Source organism: Helicobacter sp., from assembly GCF_022511165.1.
GTDB lineage: Bacteria > Campylobacterota > Campylobacteria > Campylobacterales > Helicobacteraceae > Helicobacter_C.
The window spans coordinates 1-20,791 of record NZ_JAFLSB010000004.1; the positions used below are offsets into that span (position 1 = coordinate 1).

The following is a 20,791-nucleotide window of genomic DNA, read 5'->3' on the forward strand; positions in this document are numbered from 1 at the left end:
GGGTGCTTGTGAAATTTACCGGAGTGCCTTTTTACTTTGGCGGGACAGCAGTACTGATTGTAGTGCAGGTGGCTATTGATACGATGAGGCGCATTGAAGCTCAAATTTATATGAGCAAATACCAAACCCTTAGTGCCGTAGGGCTTTAAGATGGCAATTAGTATCAAAAGCAAGAAAGACATAGAATCTTTACGCATACCAAATAAAATCGTTGCTCAAACTCTCAAACTTCTCGCCCAACACGCAAAAGAGGGTGTCTCTCTCCTTGAGCTTGATACTTTAGCAAATGATTTTATTATCTCTCAAGGCGGAAGGGCTGCTTTTTATCAACTCTATGGCTTTCCAAAATCTATTTGCACCTCTGTAAATGAGGTAATTATTCACGGCATTCCCACAGATTATAAGCTTAAAAATGGCGATATTTTAGGTATTGATATTGGTGTGGAATATGGTGGTTGGTATGGTGATGGGGCGATTACACTTGGGATTGGGCAAATTAAAAAGAGTGATGAGGATTTGATTAATTGCGCCAAGGATTCTCTATATGAGGCAATTTCACAGGTGCGCGTGGGTATGCGTTTTAAGGAGCTAAGTTTAGTATTAGAAGAGGCAATTACAAAGCGCGGATATGAGCCTTTGCGTGGATTCTGCGGACACGGGATAGGACGCGCTCCACACGAGGAGCCAGAGATTCCAAATTATTTAGAATCTCCCAATCCAAAGCAAGGTCCAAAGATTCAAGAGGGTATGGTATTTTGCCTCGAGCCAATGATTGCTCAACGTGATGGAGAGCCGACTATTCTTCAGGATAATTGGTCAGTCGTTGCTAAAGATGGCTTGAATGGCAGTCATTATGAGCATACAATAGCCATTGTTGATGGCAAGGCAGAGATTTTAACGGAGGTAGAATAGATGGCAAAAGATGATGTGATTGAAGTTGATGGCAAGGTTGTTGAGGCTTTGCCAAATGCAACCTTTCGTGTGCAGCTTGAAAATGGGCATATCGTGCTTTGCCATATAGCAGGAAAGATGCGTATGCACTATATTAAAATTTTGCCCGGTGATATGGTTAAAATTGAGCTTACTCCTTATAGTCTTGATAAGGGGAGGATTACTTATAGGCATAAATAGGGTTTTTGTAAGTAGTTTTTAAATATTTTTTTTGTAAAATCTTCAGTTTTAACTCCAAAAAGTTAGAAAATACAAAGGAGCAGGTATGAAAGTTCGACCTTCGGTCAAAAAGATGTGCGATAAATGTAAGGTTATCAAGCGTAAAGGTGTGGTTCGAGTGATTTGCTCAACCCCTAAACATAAACAAAGACAAGGATAAAAGATGGCTAGAATTGCTGGTGTAGATTTGCCAAAAAAGAAGAGAGTGGAATATGCTCTTACTTATATTTATGGTATTGGGCTTAAAAGCTCAAGAGATATTCTTAAAGCCGTAAATATTTCTTTTGATAAGCGAGTTTTTGATCTCAGCGAAGATGAAGTTTCATCTATTGCAAAAAAGATTCAAGAAAGCTATATGGTTGAAGGTGATCTTAGGAAAAAAGTAACAATGGATATTAAGGCATTAATGGATTTGGGGAGCTATCGTGGTTTGCGCCATAGAAAAGGCTTGCCTGTTCGAGGACAAACGACAAAAAATAATGCTCGCACACGCAAGGGTAAGAAAAAAACTGTGGGTAGCAAGTAAGGAGTAAGTGGAATGGCAAAAAAAGGTGTAACCAAGAAAAAAAATGCAAAAAAGAATATTGCACGAGGCATAGTGTGCATTTCCGCATCGTTTAATAATACCAATGTAACCGTTACTGATGAAATGGGCAATGTGTTGTGTTGGGCGACTGCTGGTGGATTGGGATTTAAAGGAAGTAAAAAATCTACTCCTTATGCTGCCCAACAAGCTGTAGAAGCGGCAATGGAAAAGGCTAAAGAGCACGGTATTAAAGAAGTAGGTATCAAAGTGCAAGGACCAGGGAGCGGAAGAGAAACCGCAGTAAAAAGCGTAGGAGCAATCGAGGGCATTAAGGTGCTTTGGTTAAAGGATATTACACCATTGCCCCATAATGGTTGCAGACCACCAAAGAGAAGAAGAGTGTAAGGGAGTGATATATGGCACGATATAGAGGACCAGTTGAAAAATTAGAAAGGCGCTTTGGTGTATCTCTTGCACTAAAAGGCGAGAGGAGATTAGCGGGTAAAAGCGCACTTGATAAGCGACCTTATGGACCAGGACAGCACGGGCAAAAACGTGGCAAGATTTCAGAATATGGCTTGCAGTTGCGTGAAAAGCAAAAAGCGAAGATTATGTATGGTGTGAGTGAAAAGCAATTCCGCGCCCTTTTTAGAGAAGCAAATCGTCAAGAGGGCAATACAGGGGAGAATCTTGTGCGTATCATAGAGCAACGTTTGGATAATGTAGTGTATCGTATGGGATTTGCTACAACAAGAAGATTTGCAAGACAGCTTGTTACACACGGACATATTCTTGTTAATGGCAAACGCGTAGATATTCCCTCATATATTGTAAAACCCGGGCAAAAAATTGAATTGAAAGAAAAAAGCAAAAATAATCCTCAAGTATTACGCGCAATTGATTTGACTGCACAAACAGGCATTGTGCCTTGGGTTGATGTAGATAAGGAGAAGAAATTTGGCATCTTTACTCGCTTCCCGCAAAGAGAAGAGGTAGTAATACCTATTGAGGAAAGATTAATAGTCGAGCTTTATTCTAAGTAAAAATAAGGATTACGCAATGAATATGATTAAAATTGAACCTTATATTCCCACAGATATAAGTACTGAAGAAATTTCAGCCAATAGAATCAAAATTAGTGCCTACCCTTTTGAATCTGGCTATGCTATTACATTAGCTCACCCCATTCGTCGCTTACTCCTCTCAAGCTCTGTAGGATATGCACCTACTGCTTTAAAGATTCAAGGTGTTTCACACGAATTTGATTCTATTCGGGGCATCGTAGAAGATGTATCGCATTTTATTAGCAATCTCAAAAATATTCGTTTTTTCATTAAAGACAAAGAGCTTGATAGTGTGCAACTCCATTATGATTTAAAGGGTCCAATGGTGCTTAATGCAGGAGAGCTTGCTAATGATGCGGTAGGGGTTGTAAATACTGATGCTTATTTGGCGACAATTAATGAAAATGCGAGCATTAGTTTTTCTCTTATTGTGCAAAAAGGCATAGGATATGTGCCAAGCGAGAGTATTCGAGGTAAGATTGCAGAGGATTATATTCCTCTTGATGCGTATTTTACGCCTGTAAAAAAGGCAGTGTATGAGATTGAAAATGTGCTTGTAGAAGACAATCCAAATTATGAAAAAATCATTTTTGATATTGAGACAGATGGGCAGATTGAACCTCTTGCTGCTTTTAAGGAAGCTATTGCGGTAATGCACAAGCAAATGAGTATTTTTGGAGTGGATTTGAGCGCAGCTTCTAGCAACGCAAAAAATGTCGCTGAAAATTCCGGAGAGCTTAAAACCTTGATGATTAAGATTGATATGCTGAATTTGAGCGCACGTTGCTTTAATTGCCTCGATAGATCAGGATTAAAATATGTAGGTGAGCTTGTGATTATGAGTGAAAATGAGCTTAAAAATATTAAAAATATGGGTAAAAAATCCTATGATGAGATTGCAGAGAAACTAGAGGAGCTTGGCTACCCTGTGGGTGGAGAAATTGCCGAAGATGTTTTGCAGCTTCTTAATCGTAAATTAGCTCGTATCAAAAATAATTAGTGAGGGAGAAGCAAGATGAGACATAGACATGGTTATAGAAAATTGGGGCGCACTTGCGCTCATCGAAAGGCATTGCTTAAGAATCTAGCGATTGCTCTTATTGAGCATAATAAAATTGAAACAGGCGTGTTTAAGGCAAAAGAATTGCAAAGCTATATTGAAAAGCTTGTGAGTGTTGCTCGAAACGCTGATTTTAATACGCATCGCTATATTTTTGCCTATTTGCAGGATAAGAAAGCCACCAAGAAACTTATTACTGAAATAGCTCCTAAATATAATGGACGCAATGGCGGTTATACGAGGATTCAGCGCACACGTCTCCGCAGAGGTGATGCCTCACAAATGGCAATCATTGAGTTTGTGTAAAACCCCAAACCATTTTGTAGCAATATAAAATCTCCTAGATTCTATATTGCTTTTTTAATATAGCACCCTCCCTTTAATATAGACTTCATTAGCAAAAATTACTTGAATCACACTCTAAACTTTATATATGAAATGCTTTTTGGAATCTTAGAAATCTAAAAAAATAAGGAATCTTAAAACTTCAAAGACAAAAATGTGAAATAGAATCTAGATTCTAAAAAAAAGATTATTTTTGCAATAGGATTCAAAACTTTAATAATAAAAAATATGAAAAGTTTAAAAGATTCTAGAATCCTTTATTTTACATTTATTAGATTTTTCTATAAGGGGGAGGGGCTTAAATTTACAAGTATGGATTGGTGCTTTGCACAAATGCGAAGTCGCGCTCGGTGATATACACCTCGCCCCCTACGACGCCTTTAAGGTTTGCCTCTCACGCGATTTTATTTGTATTGCAATAAAGATATACTTTATTGCTGAATCTACGCATAGTTTGCAAAAGATTCTAAAATCTCGCCCATTTTGTTATAACATTTAAAAATCTTAATTTGCTTCTTTTAAATTTCAACAATGCAAATTTATTTTATCGGCAAAAACTTCAAGGTGCAATGTTGCTTTAATAATCAAAAATTAGCGAGAGGAGGGGAGGGTGTGTGAGTCAATGGTTTTTATCAATGATTGTATTTCTTCGTTATACATTTCTTGGGTATAGATTCGCTCACGCATTTTAAATCCTGCCTCAATAATCGCAAAAAGTTCAGGCTTCGTGTATTTCCATCTCTGCAAAGTGCGTGTAGTGATACGCAAGATTCTCGCCTTATCCTGTTGCGTGTATTTCATACATTTTCCTCGTTTTTTATTTGCCTTAAAAATTGTGTGAATTAAATAAAACTTTATCTTTATTTCAAATTACGATAATATTTCATATATATATTTATTTTTAAGAAAATATGTCGTATTATGACGATACTTAATTTTAAATTGAAGGAGAAAGAATGGATTCAAATACCCTATTGATGAGTGTGCAAGATAAATTGCCCAAAGATAGTTTCGAGCTGCAAGGATTTAAGGAACGACTTGATAGGCTTGATGAAAAAGCGCGTGATGAGTTTATGGCAAAAATTCCACTTTTGAAGCTCAAAAGTCCTTTATTGGTCTTTTGGGTAGGTAGTTTTTTGTTTGGGAATTTTGGTGTTGGTCGCTTTATGATTGGTGATATGGTTTTGGGTGGCGCGAGACTAGCAATTACACTTCTTGCGCTGATTTTTTCTGCTATTGCGCAAGAGGGTGGCTCATCGACTGCAAGTGTAATAGGTGGCTTATGTGTTTTGGTAATGTGGATTTGGTGGATTGCGGATTTATTTTTGGTAGGCAAAAAGCTAAGAAAAACAAATCTCAATACATTACTTTTGGCTTTGCCTCAATAAGAATGGGGGTGATTATGAATGATAAAGTAATGGTAATAGTTTCTACTTGGGGAGATAAATTACCAGAATCTGCGCCATTACTGCTGCAAGAGAGGCTTCAAAAACTCCCCGAAGACAAGCTCTCCCACCTTAGTCTTATTCAGCTTAAAGACCCTATTGTTGGACTTGTTCTTGGAGTATGTTTGGGCATTGTAGGAGCGGATAGATTCTATAAGGGAGATATAGTCTTGGGAGTAGTAAAGTTTCTTTTGTGTTGGCTTACCTTTGGAATCTGGGCAATAGTGGATTTGTTTTTGGTATGGAAAGGCATTAAACAGGATAATCTTAATAAGATTTCTCATCAGCTTATGATGTTTGGTGTGTAAAAAAGAGAAAGGATAAAAAATGCGCAAAATAATTATTTTGGTAGGAAGTGTAGTGCTAATAGGTTTATTGAGTGGTTGCGGAAATAATTTTAAATGCGACAATAAGGATTATGCAGAGCAGGCTTTGAATATTTTACTATTTGGAGATGCAAAGGGGAGTAATGATAAAAAAATTACATTAAAAAGTTTGGGTTTTGATGTGAGCGAGATTACGTTAATGGAGCTTGATAAAGATAAAAATTCAAGTATTTGTAAGGCAAACATCATCAATAAGAATGCCGAAAAAGCCATAGCACTTTTTAAAGAATCCCGCAAAAGTGGGGAAAAGCCACATTTTGATGAAACAACGGAAGCACTCGCTAACTTAGGCTTTTCTAGTAAGGGAGTAGATGGAATGCTTGGCGGAGTGATAGGTGGAGAACTTTTAAAAAATCTTAATATTCCTAAAGAAGAGATGACGCAAGAGACTTTAGTAGAGCTTTTAGGCGTGGGGTTTGTCGCATTGAAATTACACGCGCACGGCTTGGCATATAGGACTTATGATAATGGTAATGGCGATTTGATGATAGAAGCTGATTTTGCCAAATAGGAATGCTTATTTTACTTGTATGCCTCAAATAATCATTTTTGACTTTTATAGATTTTGCTTTGAGTAGATTCTATTTTGCGATATAGCGACAATAAGAATCTACAAAGAATCCCCAAAATGCCATAAAGAGCTTATGGGGGAGATTCATAAAATCATTTTTTGGAATAAAGATTGCAATCAAAAAGTATGCAAAAATGAGAAACTATAAGTCTAATATCATTCATATTGTGCTATGATATGCTATTCTTATGGGCTTAAAGGCGGGTTAATGCAAGAAGGTATATGGGCATTGCTTAATGAGAAAGAAAGAGCGATTTTAAATGAATGTAATGAAATTATGCTTGATTTCACATCGCTTCATACAGAGTCGATTGTATTTGTGAATCCTCATTGTGTTGTGATAGGTTATGGAGAGCTTACCGATGATTTTTTAGCTTTGTGTATTCAAAAAGAGCATAGGTTAAAGCTTGAAATGGCTCATCTCCTCCCCCAAGATTTTATTTCTCTTCGCGGACATTTGGGTGATTTCACCCTGACTTTCAAAAATACTCAAGGCAATGCAGAATCTCTTAAAACCTCGCAAGTTGTCTCTTTTGCGCCCTTAGAGCATCTCTCTAACTATAAAGGTGTGCATACGCCAGATATGTATGAAAGCGCAGATTCTATGCTCGAAGCCTTGCTTTCTTTGTGTGGAGAGCATACTTATAGCCACCACATTATACTCAATCCGCAATACTGCCAATACCAAGGAAGGCGTCCATTGAGCAATGGCGAGTGTGTATGTGGGCATTGTGTGGATATTTGCCCTACAATGGGCATAAGTAGCAATGCTAAGAGCACACTTTTAGAGCTATCTGCCATTGATTGTATTGCCTGTGGTAAATGTGTGAGCGTATGCCCCACAGGTAGCCTAGAGCGTGAGGGAGATGGCTTTATTTCTTTTACTGAAAGAGCAAGGCTTTATAAGGGATTCATTCCGCTTATTGTAGCTCAAAAAGACATTGAAAAAATAGATTTTGTAAATGATTTTCAACAGCTTAGAAAACACAATCCTTTGATTTTGCCCTTTATCTTGCAAGGGCCAAATATGCTTAATATCACCTATTTGCTTAGCCTTTTACAAGAATGTAGCGCACCTATTATACTTTATAGTCCATTAGGCGAGCATATATTTAAGGACATAGAATCTTTAAATACCATTTATGAGCGCATTTTTGCCAAAGTTGCTATTTATGATTTTGCAACCTTGCAAGCTCCAAATACATTGCAGCCCATTGCACATACACATTATATTTACACACCCACTGAAAATGAGAGTAGCAAGAATATTTTTTCCGAACGCTTACATTTTTGGGTAAAGCAAGAATCCTATGGCGAGGTAGCTCTTCGTAATTGTGCAACGCTTAAGATAGATTCCAAACATTGCACTTTGTGTTTAAGTTGCGTTGAGGCGTGTAATACTAATGCGCTTATGAATAATAATGCCTCTTTTGAGCTTTTATACAAGCCCTCTCTTTGCACAGATTGCGGGTATTGTGTGGCAAGTTGTGCAGAAAATGTGCTTCATCTGCAATCACATACTTTTAATCTTGCAGCCCAAAGCTTTGAATATAATGTCATTGCAAGTGATGAGCCTTTTAGATGTGTGGAGTGCAATAAGATTTTTGCGACACAAAAAAGCATTGAAAAAATTAAGCAGATTCTTGCTCCTGCATTTTCTGCCGATAGTTCTAAACTACGAAGTTTGGAGTGCTGTGCGGATTGTAAAGTAAAAGTGATGTTTGGAGGAGTGTAGGTGCAAAATACAACAAGTCATACTTTAGAATCTATTGCCAATGCAAGGGCATTGTATTATGATTTTTTTGCAGGGCTATTTTTGTATGAATTGCTATGTGAGCGTGAAAATGTGCTTTTAAACCAAATTGTAATTTTAAAAGAGCAAGTATTAGATGAACGCGATAGCGCACATTTTGATTTTTTAGAAAAAGAGATTCAAACAAATGGTTTGCAACATATTATTGATGAATATACGCAAACTTTTATTTTGCCTTTTAGCGTGCCAAAAGACGATGAGATAGCTCCCAAACGCAGAGGAAAAGGTGAAGTTTTTTATCATAATCCTCAAGTGATGCTCTATCTCTCGCATTATTTGGAGGGATGCCTTAATGGCAAAGCCTTGCTTGCCGTGCGCACACTTCTAAAACAAAGCACTTTTAGGCTTAATACTCAAAGCTTCAAAGAAAGCGAGGAGCATTTGGGCTTTTTGCTTTTATTGATGCGCTATCTTATATGTTCAGAGGATAGCGGAGATAGAATCCTTAGTATGCAATTTTTGAGAGAATTTGTAATACCATTGGGGGATTTTGTAGTGGAAGCATTGCTCAAAAGGGAGGGATTAGTGTATTATACACATATTGCTTCACTTTTGCAGAGTTTTTTAAATGTAGAACGCGGATTATAGATAAATCGATTTTGGCTTTTTGTTGAATCTAAAAAGTCAAAATGGGTTTATCCCAAAGCAAAAACAAAAGGAGGCTGTATGTCTAAAACACAAGAAGACAATCAATCTCGCCGTCAGTTTTTAAAGACTGCTGGGGTTGGTGGTGTTGTGGTTGCTATAGGCTCCCTTAGTTTGAATAGCTGTTCTGGAGAACACACACAAAAAGAAGTCATTAAGGGCAAGAGCAAAAAGCAAGAGATTTTGTATCGTGATGATACGCAGTATTGGCAAACTTATTTTTCTGTTGCCAAATAATACACATAAGGAGCAAAAATGAGCGAAATAGCAAAAAGACGCAACCAAAGACGCTCATTCCTTAAGCTTTCTGCATTGGCTTCTATGGCTGGTGTGAGTGGTGCTTTTGGAGATGATGGGCAAAGTGTTGTGAAAAAGGCAAGTGAGCAAGAGCTTAAAGAAAGATATCCACAATCAAAAAAGATTAAAACCATTTGCACCCATTGTTCGGTAGGTTGTGGAATCATCGCTGAAGTTGTCGATGGTGTGTGGGTGCGTCAAGAAGTCGCCCAAGACCACCCTATTTCACAAGGTGGGCATTGCTGTAAGGGAGCTGACCTCATTGACAGGGCAAGGAGTGAGACACGTTTGCGTTATCCTCTTGCTAAGGAGGGTGGCAAATGGGTGCGCTATAAATATGATGAAATGATGGATAAAATCGCATCAAAGCTCAAGCAAATCCGTGAAGAAAGCGGTCCTGATGCAGTAATGTTCTTAGGGAGTGCGAAATGCTCTAATGAGCAAAGTTACTATATTCGTAAGTTTGCAGCATTTTTTGGGACAAATAATATCGATCACTGCGCTCGTGTTTGACATTCACCAACAGTCGCCGGTGTGGCGAATACATTTGGATATGGTGGTATGACAAACCATTTAGGTGATATGATGTTTTCAAAATACATCTTAGTCATTGGGGCAAATCCCGCAGTGAATCACCCTGTTTCGATGGTGCATATTTTGCGTGCTAAAGAAAAAGGCGCCAAACTTGTGTGTGTCGATCCGCGATTTACAAAAACCGCTGCAAAATGTGATGAATTCCATAGAATCCGCAGTGGGACAGATATTGCCTTTGCGTATGGATTGCTTCATCATATTATTGCCAAAAAGCTTTATGATGAACAATATCTTAAAGAGCGGGTTGATGGCTATGAAAAGATTATGGAAGAAGCCAAAAAATTCCCGCCAGAAGTGGCTGCAGATGTATGTGGGATTCCTGCAGATGCGATTCGCCATATTGCCGAAGAAATGGCAGCAGCAAAACCTGCAAGTTTAATATGGAATCAAGGGCTTACCCAGCACACAGTGGGCACAAGCAATACGCGCATTATGCCGATTTTGCAAATGTTTTTGGGTAATATTGGTAAAAATGGCGGAGGTGTGAATATCTTAAGAGGACACGATAATGTGCAAGGAGCGAGTGATATGAATAATCTCGCAGATTCCTTACCCGGCTACTATGGACTTGGCGAACCTGCTTGGAGGCATTTCTGTAAGCATTGGGGCGTAGAGTATGAATATATGCTTTCACGTTTTAAAGACAAGGAAATGATGGAAAAAATCGGCTTTGCGCATTCTACTTGGAAATTTGGCGTGCTTGATGACGAAAATGCAGCAAATAATGGAGGCACAAAACTTCGTGCTTTGATTGTGATTGGCTCGGGTATGACAACCGTTTCCTTGCTTGATTTGCAACGTAAAGCAATGGATAGCCTTGATTTGGTTGTTTTTGTCGATCCTTATGTCAATGATTTGGCTATTTATAGTGATAGGAGTGATAGTATTTTTATGCTTCCAGCCGCTTCTCAAATGGAAACAAGTGGCAGCGTGGCAGCAACAAATCGTAGCTATCAATGGCGAAGTAAAGTAATGGAGCCACTCTTTGAATGTCGTCCTGATGAGGAATTTCTTTTTGGCTTGGCTGAAAGATTAGGATTCCTTAAAGAGTATCAATGGCGATTGTATGACATAGCAAAATCTAAGGGACGTGAAGAATTCATTTGGCCTGATGATGCAACAATCGAGCTTACTCAAAGCATTCGTAGTATTGGTTTGCAGGGAATGAGTCCAGAGAGATTGAAAGCTCATCAAGAGAATTGGCATTTGTTTGATAAAGTAACGCTTGAGGGGACAGGGGCGCTAAAAGGGGATTATTATGGTTTGCCTTGGCCTTGTTGGAGTGATAAGCACCCGGGAACACCTGTGATGTATAATGATGAGATTCCCGTTATGCGTGGAGGAATGGGATTTAGAGTGAATTGGGGTGTTACAAATCCTGATGGACAGAGTATGCTTAGCCCAAGAAGTCTGCCAAATGCGAAATATATCGGCGGACACGCTCCAATAACAGCAGCAAATGCAGAATCTTTGGGTATTCAGCTCACAGAGAGCCAAAAGCAGGCTGTTGAGGGCTTTACCTTTGCGCTTGGAATCGGCAATAATATTTTGGTGGAAAAAGCACTTGAAGCAGGACTTTGCCCTTATGGAAATGGTAAGGCAAGGGCAAATGTGTGGAATTGGTATGATAAGATTCCACTCCATAGAGAGCCTTTGCATTCTGTGCGTGGGGATTTGGTTGATAAATATCCAAATTTCCCAGATAAGCCAAATCATTTCCGTGCTAATATCAAATACCGCAGTCGTCAAAAAGAGCTTGGCGAAAATAAAAATTGGGTTGATGAATTCCCTATTAATATGCTTTCAGGGCGACTTGTGGCACATATGGGGACAGGTGCAGAGACAAGAAGCGCAAAATACCTAGCAGAGGTTGAGGGCGAAATGTTTGTGGAGATTCACCCTGATAAAGCCGCAGAGCTTCATATCAAAAATGGCGATATGGTGTGGGTGTATGGCACGATGAATACGAAGATTCTTGTTCCGGCTAAACTTTCAACACGCGTAGATTACAACAGCATTTGGTTGCCACAAAACTTTTCAGGTATGGATCAAGGAGTTTCAAGGCTTGAGCAATATCCAGAGGGGACAAAACCTTATGTGATTGGAGAATCGGCAAATATGATTTCAAGTTATGGGTTTGATTATAACTCTGCTTGTCCAGAAACAAAATGTGGCTTATGTCGCATTGAAAAAGCATAAGGAGTGAGAGATGAGGGCTGCAGTTCCTACAAATCTTGAGCATTTTTCAAGAATCAAATTCTATTGCGATACTAATCGTTGCATCGAATGCCACGGCTGTGATGTCGCGTGTAAAGAGGCTCATCATTTGCCTGTGGGAGTAAATCGCCGAAGGGTTGTTATTTTAAATGAGGGGCAAGTGGGCAAGGAAAGCGCTGTTTCTATCGCGTGTATGCACTGCTCTGATGCGCCTTGCGCGCAAGTGTGCCCGGTGGATTGTTTCTATATCCGCGCTGATGGTATTGTTTTGCACGATAAGAAAACTTGTATAGGTTGTGGCTATTGTTTGTATGCTTGTCCATTTGGTGCGCCACAATTCCCCAAAAATGGTGTTTTTGGTTCTCGCGGAGCAATGGATAAATGCACATTTTGTGCAGGCGGACCTGAAGAGACAAATAGCGAGGAAGAATATCATCTTTATGGGCAAAATAGAATTGCCGAAGGTAAAGTGCCAATGTGCGCGAGTATGTGCTCAACCAAAGCATTATTAGCAGGCAGCAGTGAGGAAGTCTCAAAAATCATCACACATCGTGCGCAAACAAGGGGTGAAAATATCCCTAATGCTGTGCCAAATGTGTGGAAGACAGCCTATGATGATTAGGAGGATTCTATGATGCAAATATTTTTTAGAATCCTTGCACTTATGCTTTTTGGAGCAAGTCTTGCTTTTGGTGCAAATCCAAGTGTGCCTCAAGAGGGAGGTAAGCAGTATGCTGAAGTCATAGAGGGCAATAATACGCTTTTTACGCCTCAAGATAAGGCAAATCCTAAGCTCTATGGCGGTCCAGAAGTTGCAGCGATTAAAACTTGGGGTATCAATTCGCCGCATTCTTTGGGTTTAGGCGAGATTTTTACACTTTTGCAAGGACATTATTTTGCGCTCATTTTCTTGCTTATTGTAATTTTTGTGCCTATGGCATTTTATGGGCATTATAAAATTATAGGCAAGAGGCATTATTCGCATAATAACTTCCTGCTCGTTTTTAGTAAATATAATATTATTGTGCATTGGTGTGCAGCTGTGCCTTTTGTGATGCTGTGCTTAAGCGGGCTTATGATGGTTTTTGGTGATAAGCTTGGTGGCGGTGCTCTTGTGCGTTTTGCGCGTGATTTACACGGCATTGCAACACTCTTTTTTGCTGTATTTGGCACATTAATGTTTTTGATGTGGGTAAAAGATTGCCTTTTTAAATCCTATGATGTGAAATGGATGATGATGCTTGGGGGCTACCTTGATAAAGTTAATCGTGAGATTCCAGCCCATAAGTTCAATGCAGGGCAAAAGATGTGGTTTTGGGTAGCCACACTTGGTGGAGCGGTAATGGTATGTAGTGGCGCAATAATGTTTTTCCAATGTGTGGGTATTGATGCTTTGCGTGCTATGGCGATTGTGCATAATTTTGTAGGATTTTTAATCATTGCGCTTTTGATTACGCATATTTATATGGCAGTTTTTGCAATCGAGGGAGCAATAGAATCCATTCTCAATGGTAAAATGGGCGAAGAGGAAGTCTCTATGCTCCATAGCTTATATTACCAAGATTTGAAGGCTGAAGGTAAATTAGATGCTATGCGCCTTAATCATTGATTTTTAGAGGTAAAATGGGCGAATTTGTGCATAAAATGCGTATGGTAAAAGTGCATAAAGACGCTCCAATAAAGACACTTCAAGATGATATTATTGAGGAGCAACGTATAGCCTTTTATCTTAATGGCTCTAAACTCCTTTCAGTGATGAGCTTACCTTATGCACAAGATGCGCATTTTGTAGGCTTTTTGATGAATGAGGGGGTGCTAGAGAGCGTTGATGATATTATCTCCCTTGATATTGCCCAAGATGGCTTAAGTGTGTATATGCAAGCTCATATTAGAGAAGATAAACTCTCTCATCTCCATAAAGAAAAAACGCTTACTACGGGTTGTTGTGTAGGGGTGAGTGCGAATTTTGATGGCGAAATTACACAAAAATTTGTTACTTCCTCTCTTAGGATTCACTCCCGAGATATTTTTGCCCTCCTTGATGAGTTTAATATCCCAAGTGCGCTGTTTATGCAAACAGGCTGTGTGCATAAAGCAATGCTTGTGTGCAGTGATACATTTGTGAGCGAAGATGTGGGGCGACATAATGCCATTGATAAGGTTATTGGTCAAGCAAGGCTTAAAAGGGCGGATATGAGCGAAGCAATCCTTATTGTGAGCGGGAGGCTTTCTATGGAGATGGTTATTAAAGCTGCAATGAGTGATATACCTCTTGTGATTTCGCGTTCAGCCACCACGCATTTAGGTATTCATTCTGCGCAGATTCTAGGTGTTACACTTGTGGCTTTTGCACGAAATGATGGCTTTAATATTTATACTCACCCTTCGCGTATTATTCATTGATTTTTTGTTTTAATCATTTAATAGTTGCATATGCAACATTTACAAAAATGAGTTAGAATCTTGCCCCAAAATGTTGATTTATTATCGATTAGGAGTATAGCTTATGAAAAGAATAGTCCTTATACTAGGATTTTTCTCTCTTTTGAATGCACAAGAAGATTCCTTACAACAATCTTCTAGCTCTTCAGCGCAAGATTCTGTGCAACAAGAACAATACATTCAAATACAAGAAACAGAGGCGCAATCTGAACCTGAATCTGTGGGGAGGGTTTTTACGCTCACAGATTTAATTGAAGGGGCAAAGAAAAACTATAATCTTGAAGCTAAAGATTTGGCGATTTTGCAAGCTCAAGCAACAAGTAGAGCAGCATATGGCGAGTATTTACCTACAATCGATGGAGCATATCAATACCAAGATACTGACAATCCAAGTATGCGTATGAAAACCTATACAGGCAGCATTCAAGGTAAATGGGAGGTTTTTAGTGGCTTTAAAACCTACAACAAGGTGCGTGAGAAAGGCTCACTTTATCGCGCAAGTATTGAGGATAGAGAAAACACAAAAGATCAGCTTTTTTTGAGCGTGATTGAGCAGTATTATAGCTATTTTACTAATCGCGCACATCTTGCAAGCCTTGATCAAAAGCGCATTCAATTACAATCAAATATCGAACGCGTAGAGAGACTTTATCGCTCTGGACTTACAACCATCGATGATGTCGAATCTTTGCGCGCGGAAATGTTAGCGACTGAACACGAGATAGCAAATATTAAAATGGAGATTGAAAAAAATAAGCTTATGCTTTCTCTTCTTGCAAATACAGAGGTGCAGGAGCTTGAGCGCAAAAAGATTAAAACTCCACTTTTTAAACTTGATAGCCGCCACGATTTAAATATGCTTAACTATCAGGCGATGAGTGCGAAGTTTCAGGCAAGACAAATTAATTATTTGCCTACTTTGAGCATCAGCGATACCTATGTCGCTAATAGTGATATTACTAAATCTGGAGCATTGACGCTTAAAGGGGATTTAACTGGAATGGGGGGACTTGCTAACATACTCCCTATGTTGCAAAGACAATTTCCACTCAATCAAAATCAAATTATGATTAATGCAACCATTCATCTTGATGCGCTTACAACTTATCGGCAGTATGAAGCCGCAAGACTTGGATATTTGCGCTCTCTCAAAGAGCTTGCTTATAAAAAAGAGGAACAAAAAAAAGATGAAAGAATGTATCGTAAAAGCCTTGAGATTGCCGTAGCAAAAATTAAAGCTTCTGAAGCAGCATTGCGCTCGGCAAATATTGCATTTGAAAATGTAGCAAAAAAATATGACGCACAGATTCTTAATTTTGTTGATTATCTCCAATCTCTCACAAAAAAGTTTGAGGCTGAATCAACCTTTAATCAAGCACTCAATGATTATGAGATGCAAAAGGCATATTACATTTATTATAGTGGGCAAGATTTGCAAGAACATATCGAGCAATAGCACAAAGGAGGAAAGATGAAAAGATTGATATTCGCAAGTGCGTTAATGTGGAGCTGTCTATGGGGCGAAGATGTATATGCGATATTCAATGCAGAGGCGATTAAGGACGCTAATCTCACTCTTGCTACAAGTGGGATAGTATCAGATATTTTTGTTGATGTGGATTCTGAAGTCAAAAAAGGCGATTTGCTTCTTACGCTTTTTAATCAAGATATAGAATCTCAAGTGCGCTCCACAGAGCAGCAATATATCTTTGCTAAAAAGCAATGGGAACGTTATCAGCGCTCCGGCGGGGCAGTGGATAGAAATACGCTTGATAGGTATCATTCAGAGTATAAAAAGCTTGAAGCTGATTATAGCTATCAAAAGGCGATGTTGAGTAAAACACAGCTACAAGCACCTTTTGATGGTATTATTGCCTCTAAGGATATAGAACTTGGTGATGGGGTAAATGCTAATAACACAAGCTTATTTAGAATGATTAGCAAAGATGTAAAGCTTGTGCTCGAGTTTGATTTTAAATATGCAAATAAAGTGAAAGTAGGCGATGTTTTTGAATTTCGTATTGATGGACATAAGGAAAATTTTACGACTAAAATTAGCAAAATTTATCCAACTGCAAGTACAAGCACACGCAAAGTAAAGGCTGAAGCGCCTGTGCAAGGGGTAATAGTGGGCACATTTGGTGATGGCTATATAAGGACAAAATAATGTATAAGTTTGCTATCACTCGCCCAATATCAACACTAATGTTTGCTTTTGCAATCTTGTTTTTTGGATTTTTGGGCGTATTAAAAATGCCAACTTCGCTTTTTCCTGATATTGATTTTCCTGTGGTGGTGGTAATCACAAGCTATCCGGGAGCAAGTGCGGAGATTGTAGAAACAAAAGTAACTGATAAAATTGAAGAAGCAGTTATGGGGATTGATGGCATTAAAAAGGTAACTTCAAGTTCAGCTCGTAATGCAAGTGTAGTGGTAGTGCAATTTGAGCTTGAAAAACCCCTTGATGTTGCTGTGAATGATGTGCGTGATAAAGTGGGTTCGGTGCAGCTTGATTCTGGTATCAAAACACCAAGTATTAATAAATTTGATAGCTCTTCAGCCCCTATTATTTCTCTTTTTCTCACAAGTGATAATGTGCCTATATCTGAAATGATGAGACACGCAAAAGACAATGTTAAGCCATTATTGCAAAAAATCTCCGGCGTGGGTGGCGTGGAGATGAGGGGGCATAGAGAGCGGCAGATTCGTATCTTTGCAAGTCCTACGATGCTCAATAAATATGGCTTAACCTATACAGATATAGCCAATAAAATTGGACTAGAAAATCTTGAGGTTGATGGCGGACGCCTCATTGGCAAACTCCAAGAGTGGTCAGTTACCACAGATGCACAAAGTACAGATTTAAGCGATGTGGGTAATATACGCGTAGCAGAGGGGATTCGGCTTGAAGATATTGCCACAATTGAAGATGGCATTGAAGAAAATAAGACTTTTGCTTCACTTAATAGAACGCCCGGCGTGATTTTTGAAGTGCAAAAGATTTCTGGTGCAAATGATATTGCAATTGCTAATGCAGTAATGGCAGTATTACCGCAGATTGAAGCAATTAGCCCCGGATATGATATTAGACCTTTTAAGGATACAACACAGAATGTGCGCAAGGCGATTTCATCGGTAGAATTTGATGTGCTTCTTGGTGTATTTTTGGCAGTTTTTGTAGTTTTTGCTTTTTTAAGAAGTGCGACTATTACTCTCGTATCAGCCGTAAGTATTCCTATCTCAATTTTTGGCACCTTTGCGTTAATGAATTTCTTTGGATTCTCTTTAAATATGCTCACGCTTCTCGCGGTGGCTCTTGCCATTGGGATTATTATTGATGATGCGATTGTGGTGATTGAAAATATCCATAAAAAGCTTGAACACGGAATGCGTAAGCGTGAGGCGGCTTATGAAGGGGTGCGTGAGATAGGTTTTGCGCTTATTGCGATTTCAGCTATGCTTTTATCGGTATTTATTCCTGTGGGAAGTATGAGCGGGATTGTAGGACGATTTTTCCAAAGCTTTGGGATAACAGTAGCTGCGGCGATTGGTATTTCATATATTGTTGTTATTAGCATTATCCCAATGATTTCTTCAATCGTGGTTAATCCCCAGCACTCTAAGTTTTATCATCGCACAGAGCCATTTTTTAAGAGGCTTGATGCGTATTATGTCAAAACTTTAGCCTTTGTATTGCGCAATCGAACAAAGGTGATTGTTGGTATAGTGGGGGTATTTTTTCTCTCTCTTACGCTTTTAGCAAAGCTTGGTATGGAGTTTATTATCCCTGATGATAAGAGTGAATTTCAGGTTTTTATGGAGACTACACCGGGCATTAGTATGGAATCTATGAAAGCAAAAACTGCAAAGCTCCAAGATATTGTAATGGCTGATGAGAATGTTGAATTTACCTCGCTACAAATTGGTTATGATACACAAAAAAATATTTTTAAAGCCCAAATTTATGCGCGTCTAAAACCCATTAAAGAGCGCAAACTTTCTCAATTTGAGATTATGGCGCAAGTGGGCGATAGGCTTAAAAGTAGTGAAGTGGGTAAGGATTTTGTGCTTTCTCTCTCTGAAGTATCAGATTTTGGCGGAGGGGATAACTCTCCCTATCAGGTTGCACTGCTTGCTCCAAGCGATGAGGTGCTCAAAAAGACTAAAGATAATTTGATACATTTGCTTAATAATGACCCAAAGCTTGCAGGAAAGGTTGATAATATCCACCTCAATGCTTCTGATGATTTGCCCGAATATCGTTTGAAAGTGTTAAAACAAAATGCAAGTCGCTATGGTGTGAGTGCGCAAGAGATTGGGAATGTCGTGCGTGGGGCATTCTCTGGTGAAGCGGCGATTGGGTATTATAAGGAACGTGGCAAGGAATATGACATTACTATTCGTGTGCCTGATAATGACAGAATTTCTCTTAATGATATTAAAAAGTTGCAAGTGCGAAATGGAAATGGGGATTTGATGTTTGTCGAGGGACTTGTAGATATAGAATCTACCACTGCACCTTCGGTGATTACGCGTTTTGATAGGCAACGTTCCCTCACCGTGTATGCTCATCCTATCAAGCATTCTGGCATTTCTCTTGGCGATATGATGAGCGTAACGGCACAAAAACAAAATGAGTGGCTTGAGCCGGGTGCAACCTTTAGGCTTCAAGGCGAAGCTGAAAATGCGCAAGAGATGATGATTTCTTTTCTTGTGGCTGTTTTAACAGCGATTGTGCTTATTTATTTGATTCTTGCTGCTCTTTATGAGAGCTTCTTGCAGCCTGTTGTGATTATGATGACTTTACCTTTTAGTTTCTCTGGAGCATTTATTGCACTTTTTGTTGTGCAGCAACCCTTTAGTATGTTTTCATTAATGGGGCTTATGATTCTTATGGGATTGGTGGGGAAAAATGCTACCTTACTCATTGATGTGGCAAATGAAAAACGCAAAGAGGGGTATAGCACGGATGAGGCTCTTATTCTTGCAGGAGAATCACGTCTGCGTCCAATTCTTATGACAACTATTGCTATGGTATTTGGTATGATACCCCTTGCTATTTCTTCTGGCTCTGGCGCAGGTATGAAATCGCCTATGGGGATTTGTATTATTGGTGGGCTACTTTTTTCGATGTTTTTAAGTTTGCTTATTGTTCCTGCTATTTATCGACTTATTGCACCCATAGATGATTGGTTGCAAAAATTCTATAAACCCAAAGCAGAGGATAAGTTTTAACGATTTGATTTATGCTAACAAAATACGCTCAAAACGCGTTATAATCTCTCAATTAAAAACTTGGAGAGAGATTGAGAAAGATTATAATGTGTCTAGGCATATCTTGCGCGTGTCTTTTGGCAAATGAAATAGCCGATATGATAGCCCAAGAGTGCATAAAGCGATACTATCCGCAAGTGGTAAGTATAAGCGATAATCAAGTATTGCTTGAAAATGGGACTAGCTTTATATGGGACGATGGGCGAGAGAAAAGCTATGAAGAGATGCTTTTAGAGCCTGATATGAATGATGCTTTCACTTATCCTTATATTTTTATTGGCAAAGTCCTTAATCCCAACGAAGATACATCGCGGGTACGACATTTGGGATTTTATAAAGCAATTTATGGGCATACAAAGGAGGAAGTGCATACACATCTTATAAAACTCCCTTGGTTTAAGCAACGTTTTCGTAAAAGCTTTATCTTGGTAACTACTAGAAATGGCGTAGATAAAGCATTTGAGCGCGTAATGCAAAGACTCCAAGATCTTCCCCAAGCCTACTATCAATTTTTAAGCGATCAAGATGCGTTCTATTGGCGTAATATTGCAGATTCTCCAAATCTTAGCCCCCATAGCCTTGGTATAGCCCTTGATATTAATACACAATTTTCGCAATATTGGCTTTGGGATATTAAAGAGCGCGAGTATAATTATGAAAATCAAATCCCCCTAGAGATTGTTCGTGCATTTGAGGAAGAGGGATTTATATGGGGCGGGCGGTGGTGGCATTATGATACAATGCATTTTGAATATCGCCCTGAAATTATTTGTTATGCAAAGAATATACAGCAATTTCAATAAAGCCTCATAAAAAGACAATTCCTTACAATGAGATTCTAGGGCAATGAAAATCTTTATCTTGCGGCAAGTTTTTGCACAAGATTCTTTAAAATTAAAGTTGCAAGTATTTTAGGTTTGACTTTGCAAAAGAGGCAAAATA

At 38.9% G+C, this 20,791-nt stretch carries 23 protein-coding genes and 1 pseudogene; 23 read left to right on the top strand and 1 reads right to left on the bottom strand.

The genetic code is table 11. The features are described 5' to 3' along the window. From J1E28_RS00965 to rplQ, 9 genes and pseudogenes are all read left to right on the top strand, one after another. Positions 1–149, top strand: a pseudogene (locus tag J1E28_RS00965) (preprotein translocase subunit SecY); the annotation flags it as partial. 1 nt (position 150) lies between these two features. Further along, on the top strand, positions 151–912 hold the full coding sequence (gene map, locus J1E28_RS00970) for a type I methionyl aminopeptidase (RefSeq protein WP_291026073.1): 762 nt from the start codon (positions 151–153) through the stop codon (positions 910–912). Further along, positions 913–1,131 (top strand): translation initiation factor IF-1, encoded by a 219-nt coding sequence (gene infA / locus J1E28_RS00975; protein WP_291026074.1) that lies wholly within the window; start codon positions 913–915, stop codon positions 1,129–1,131. It begins immediately after the preceding gene. A gap of 85 nt (positions 1,132–1,216) precedes the next feature. Beyond that, complete coding sequence (rpmJ, locus tag J1E28_RS00980) at positions 1,217–1,330, top strand: 50S ribosomal protein L36 (protein WP_002956266.1); 114 nt, start codon at positions 1,217–1,219, stop codon at positions 1,328–1,330. A gap of 3 nt (positions 1,331–1,333) precedes the next feature. Then, positions 1,334–1,696: a 30S ribosomal protein S13 gene (gene rpsM, locus J1E28_RS00985; RefSeq protein WP_002956267.1), complete on the top strand. Its 363-nt coding sequence runs from the start codon at positions 1,334–1,336 to the stop codon at positions 1,694–1,696. Positions 1,697–1,708: 12 nt separating this feature from the next. Continuing rightward, on the top strand, positions 1,709–2,101 hold the full coding sequence (rpsK, locus tag J1E28_RS00990) for a 30S ribosomal protein S11 (RefSeq protein ID WP_291026075.1): 393 nt from the start codon (positions 1,709–1,711) through the stop codon (positions 2,099–2,101). Between the two features lie 11 nt (positions 2,102–2,112). Beyond that, the gene (gene rpsD, locus J1E28_RS00995) at positions 2,113–2,739 is read left to right on the top strand and encodes a 30S ribosomal protein S4 (RefSeq protein WP_291026076.1); all 627 of its coding nucleotides are present in this window, start codon (positions 2,113–2,115) and stop codon (positions 2,737–2,739) included. Positions 2,740–2,755: 16 nt separating this feature from the next. After that, the gene (locus tag J1E28_RS01000) at positions 2,756–3,760 is read left to right on the top strand and encodes a DNA-directed RNA polymerase subunit alpha (protein WP_291026077.1); all 1,005 of its coding nucleotides are present in this window, start codon (positions 2,756–2,758) and stop codon (positions 3,758–3,760) included. A gap of 15 nt (positions 3,761–3,775) precedes the next feature. Beyond that, positions 3,776–4,126 carry a 50S ribosomal protein L17 gene (rplQ, locus tag J1E28_RS01005; protein ID WP_291026078.1) on the top strand — a complete coding sequence of 117 codons (351 nt, stop codon included), beginning with the start codon at positions 3,776–3,778 and terminating at the stop codon, positions 4,124–4,126. A gap of 630 nt (positions 4,127–4,756) precedes the next feature. Here rplQ and J1E28_RS01010 read toward each other — a convergent pair. Continuing rightward, entirely contained in the window at positions 4,757–4,966 is a 210-nt protein-coding gene (locus tag J1E28_RS01010) for a hypothetical protein (RefSeq protein WP_291026079.1), read from the bottom strand. A 155-nt stretch (positions 4,967–5,121) separates the two neighbouring features. On the opposite strand from J1E28_RS01010, the gene J1E28_RS01015 reads away from it, so the two are divergent. The 14 genes from J1E28_RS01015 (at position 5,122) to J1E28_RS01080 (ending at position 20,652) form a co-directional block, all read left to right on the top strand. Continuing rightward, a complete protein-coding gene (locus J1E28_RS01015; RefSeq protein ID WP_291026080.1) occupies positions 5,122–5,553 on the top strand; it encodes a hypothetical protein in 432 nt (143 codons plus the stop codon). A 14-nt stretch (positions 5,554–5,567) separates the two neighbouring features. Continuing rightward, positions 5,568–5,918 carry a TM2 domain-containing protein gene (locus J1E28_RS01020; RefSeq protein WP_291026081.1) on the top strand — a complete coding sequence of 117 codons (351 nt, stop codon included), beginning with the start codon at positions 5,568–5,570 and terminating at the stop codon, positions 5,916–5,918. Positions 5,919–5,937: 19 nt separating this feature from the next. After that, the gene (locus J1E28_RS01025) at positions 5,938–6,507 is read left to right on the top strand and encodes a hypothetical protein (RefSeq protein ID WP_291026082.1); all 570 of its coding nucleotides are present in this window, start codon (positions 5,938–5,940) and stop codon (positions 6,505–6,507) included. A gap of 268 nt (positions 6,508–6,775) precedes the next feature. Next, entirely contained in the window at positions 6,776–8,302 is a 1,527-nt protein-coding gene (locus tag J1E28_RS01030) for a 4Fe-4S binding protein (RefSeq protein WP_291026083.1), read from the top strand. Further along, on the top strand, positions 8,303–8,968 hold the full coding sequence (locus J1E28_RS01035; RefSeq protein WP_291026084.1) for a molecular chaperone TorD family protein: 666 nt from the start codon (positions 8,303–8,305) through the stop codon (positions 8,966–8,968). 78 nt (positions 8,969–9,046) lie between these two features. Then, positions 9,047–9,262 (top strand): twin-arginine translocation signal domain-containing protein, encoded by a 216-nt coding sequence (locus J1E28_RS01040; RefSeq protein WP_291026085.1) that lies wholly within the window; start codon positions 9,047–9,049, stop codon positions 9,260–9,262. Positions 9,263–9,280: 18 nt separating this feature from the next. Continuing rightward, a complete protein-coding gene (locus J1E28_RS01045; RefSeq protein WP_291026086.1) occupies positions 9,281–12,115 on the top strand; it encodes a molybdopterin-dependent oxidoreductase in 2,835 nt (944 codons plus the stop codon). Positions 12,116–12,125: 10 nt separating this feature from the next. Further along, positions 12,126–12,755 (top strand): formate dehydrogenase FDH3 subunit beta, encoded by a 630-nt coding sequence (gene fdh3B, locus J1E28_RS01050; RefSeq protein WP_291026087.1) that lies wholly within the window; start codon positions 12,126–12,128, stop codon positions 12,753–12,755. Positions 12,756–12,767: 12 nt separating this feature from the next. Further along, positions 12,768–13,742, top strand: coding sequence for a formate dehydrogenase subunit gamma (locus J1E28_RS01055; protein ID WP_291026121.1), 975 nt, complete (start codon positions 12,768–12,770; stop codon positions 13,740–13,742). A gap of 14 nt (positions 13,743–13,756) precedes the next feature. After that, complete coding sequence (gene fdhD / locus J1E28_RS01060; RefSeq protein WP_291026088.1) at positions 13,757–14,536, top strand: formate dehydrogenase accessory sulfurtransferase FdhD; 780 nt, start codon at positions 13,757–13,759, stop codon at positions 14,534–14,536. A 103-nt stretch (positions 14,537–14,639) separates the two neighbouring features. Further along, positions 14,640–16,031: a TolC family protein gene (locus J1E28_RS01065; protein WP_291026089.1), complete on the top strand. Its 1,392-nt coding sequence runs from the start codon at positions 14,640–14,642 to the stop codon at positions 16,029–16,031. Positions 16,032–16,046: 15 nt separating this feature from the next. Then, a complete protein-coding gene (locus J1E28_RS01070) occupies positions 16,047–16,742 on the top strand; it encodes an efflux RND transporter periplasmic adaptor subunit (protein WP_291026090.1) in 696 nt (231 codons plus the stop codon). Beyond that, complete coding sequence (locus J1E28_RS01075; protein WP_291026091.1) at positions 16,742–19,810, top strand: efflux RND transporter permease subunit; 3,069 nt, start codon at positions 16,742–16,744, stop codon at positions 19,808–19,810. Before J1E28_RS01070 ends, J1E28_RS01075 begins: the two co-directional genes overlap by 1 nt. A 71-nt stretch (positions 19,811–19,881) precedes the next feature. Beyond that, positions 19,882–20,652 carry a M15 family metallopeptidase gene (locus J1E28_RS01080; protein ID WP_291026092.1) on the top strand — a complete coding sequence of 257 codons (771 nt, stop codon included), beginning with the start codon at positions 19,882–19,884 and terminating at the stop codon, positions 20,650–20,652. Positions 20,653–20,791 lie beyond the last annotated feature (139 nt).

Excerpts from the sequence above, each read along its gene's own strand:
- map (WP_291026073.1), top strand. The coding sequence starts at position 151 with ATGGCAATTAGTATCAAAAGCAAGAAAGACATAGAATCTTTACGCATA.
- infA (WP_291026074.1), top strand. The coding sequence starts at position 913 with ATGGCAAAAGATGATGTGATTGAAGTTGATGGCAAGGTTGTTGAGGCT.
- rpmJ (WP_002956266.1), top strand. The coding sequence starts at position 1,217 with ATGAAAGTTCGACCTTCGGTCAAAAAGATGTGCGATAAATGTAAGGTT.
- rpsM (WP_002956267.1), top strand. The coding sequence starts at position 1,334 with ATGGCTAGAATTGCTGGTGTAGATTTGCCAAAAAAGAAGAGAGTGGAA.
- rpsK (WP_291026075.1), top strand. The coding sequence starts at position 1,709 with ATGGCAAAAAAAGGTGTAACCAAGAAAAAAAATGCAAAAAAGAATATT.
- rpsD (WP_291026076.1), top strand. The coding sequence starts at position 2,113 with ATGGCACGATATAGAGGACCAGTTGAAAAATTAGAAAGGCGCTTTGGT.
- J1E28_RS01000 (WP_291026077.1), top strand. The coding sequence starts at position 2,756 with ATGAATATGATTAAAATTGAACCTTATATTCCCACAGATATAAGTACT.
- rplQ (WP_291026078.1), top strand. The coding sequence starts at position 3,776 with ATGAGACATAGACATGGTTATAGAAAATTGGGGCGCACTTGCGCTCAT.
- J1E28_RS01010 (WP_291026079.1), bottom strand. The coding sequence starts at position 4,966 with ATGAAATACACGCAACAGGATAAGGCGAGAATCTTGCGTATCACTACA.
- J1E28_RS01015 (WP_291026080.1), top strand. The coding sequence starts at position 5,122 with ATGGATTCAAATACCCTATTGATGAGTGTGCAAGATAAATTGCCCAAA.
- J1E28_RS01020 (WP_291026081.1), top strand. The coding sequence starts at position 5,568 with ATGAATGATAAAGTAATGGTAATAGTTTCTACTTGGGGAGATAAATTA.
- J1E28_RS01025 (WP_291026082.1), top strand. The coding sequence starts at position 5,938 with ATGCGCAAAATAATTATTTTGGTAGGAAGTGTAGTGCTAATAGGTTTA.
- J1E28_RS01030 (WP_291026083.1), top strand. The coding sequence starts at position 6,776 with ATGCAAGAAGGTATATGGGCATTGCTTAATGAGAAAGAAAGAGCGATT.
- J1E28_RS01040 (WP_291026085.1), top strand. The coding sequence starts at position 9,047 with ATGTCTAAAACACAAGAAGACAATCAATCTCGCCGTCAGTTTTTAAAG.
- fdh3B (WP_291026087.1), top strand. The coding sequence starts at position 12,126 with ATGAGGGCTGCAGTTCCTACAAATCTTGAGCATTTTTCAAGAATCAAA.
- J1E28_RS01055 (WP_291026121.1), top strand. The coding sequence starts at position 12,768 with ATGCAAATATTTTTTAGAATCCTTGCACTTATGCTTTTTGGAGCAAGT.
- fdhD (WP_291026088.1), top strand. The coding sequence starts at position 13,757 with ATGGGCGAATTTGTGCATAAAATGCGTATGGTAAAAGTGCATAAAGAC.
- J1E28_RS01065 (WP_291026089.1), top strand. The coding sequence starts at position 14,640 with ATGAAAAGAATAGTCCTTATACTAGGATTTTTCTCTCTTTTGAATGCA.
- J1E28_RS01070 (WP_291026090.1), top strand. The coding sequence starts at position 16,047 with ATGAAAAGATTGATATTCGCAAGTGCGTTAATGTGGAGCTGTCTATGG.
- J1E28_RS01075 (WP_291026091.1), top strand. The coding sequence starts at position 16,742 with ATGTATAAGTTTGCTATCACTCGCCCAATATCAACACTAATGTTTGCT.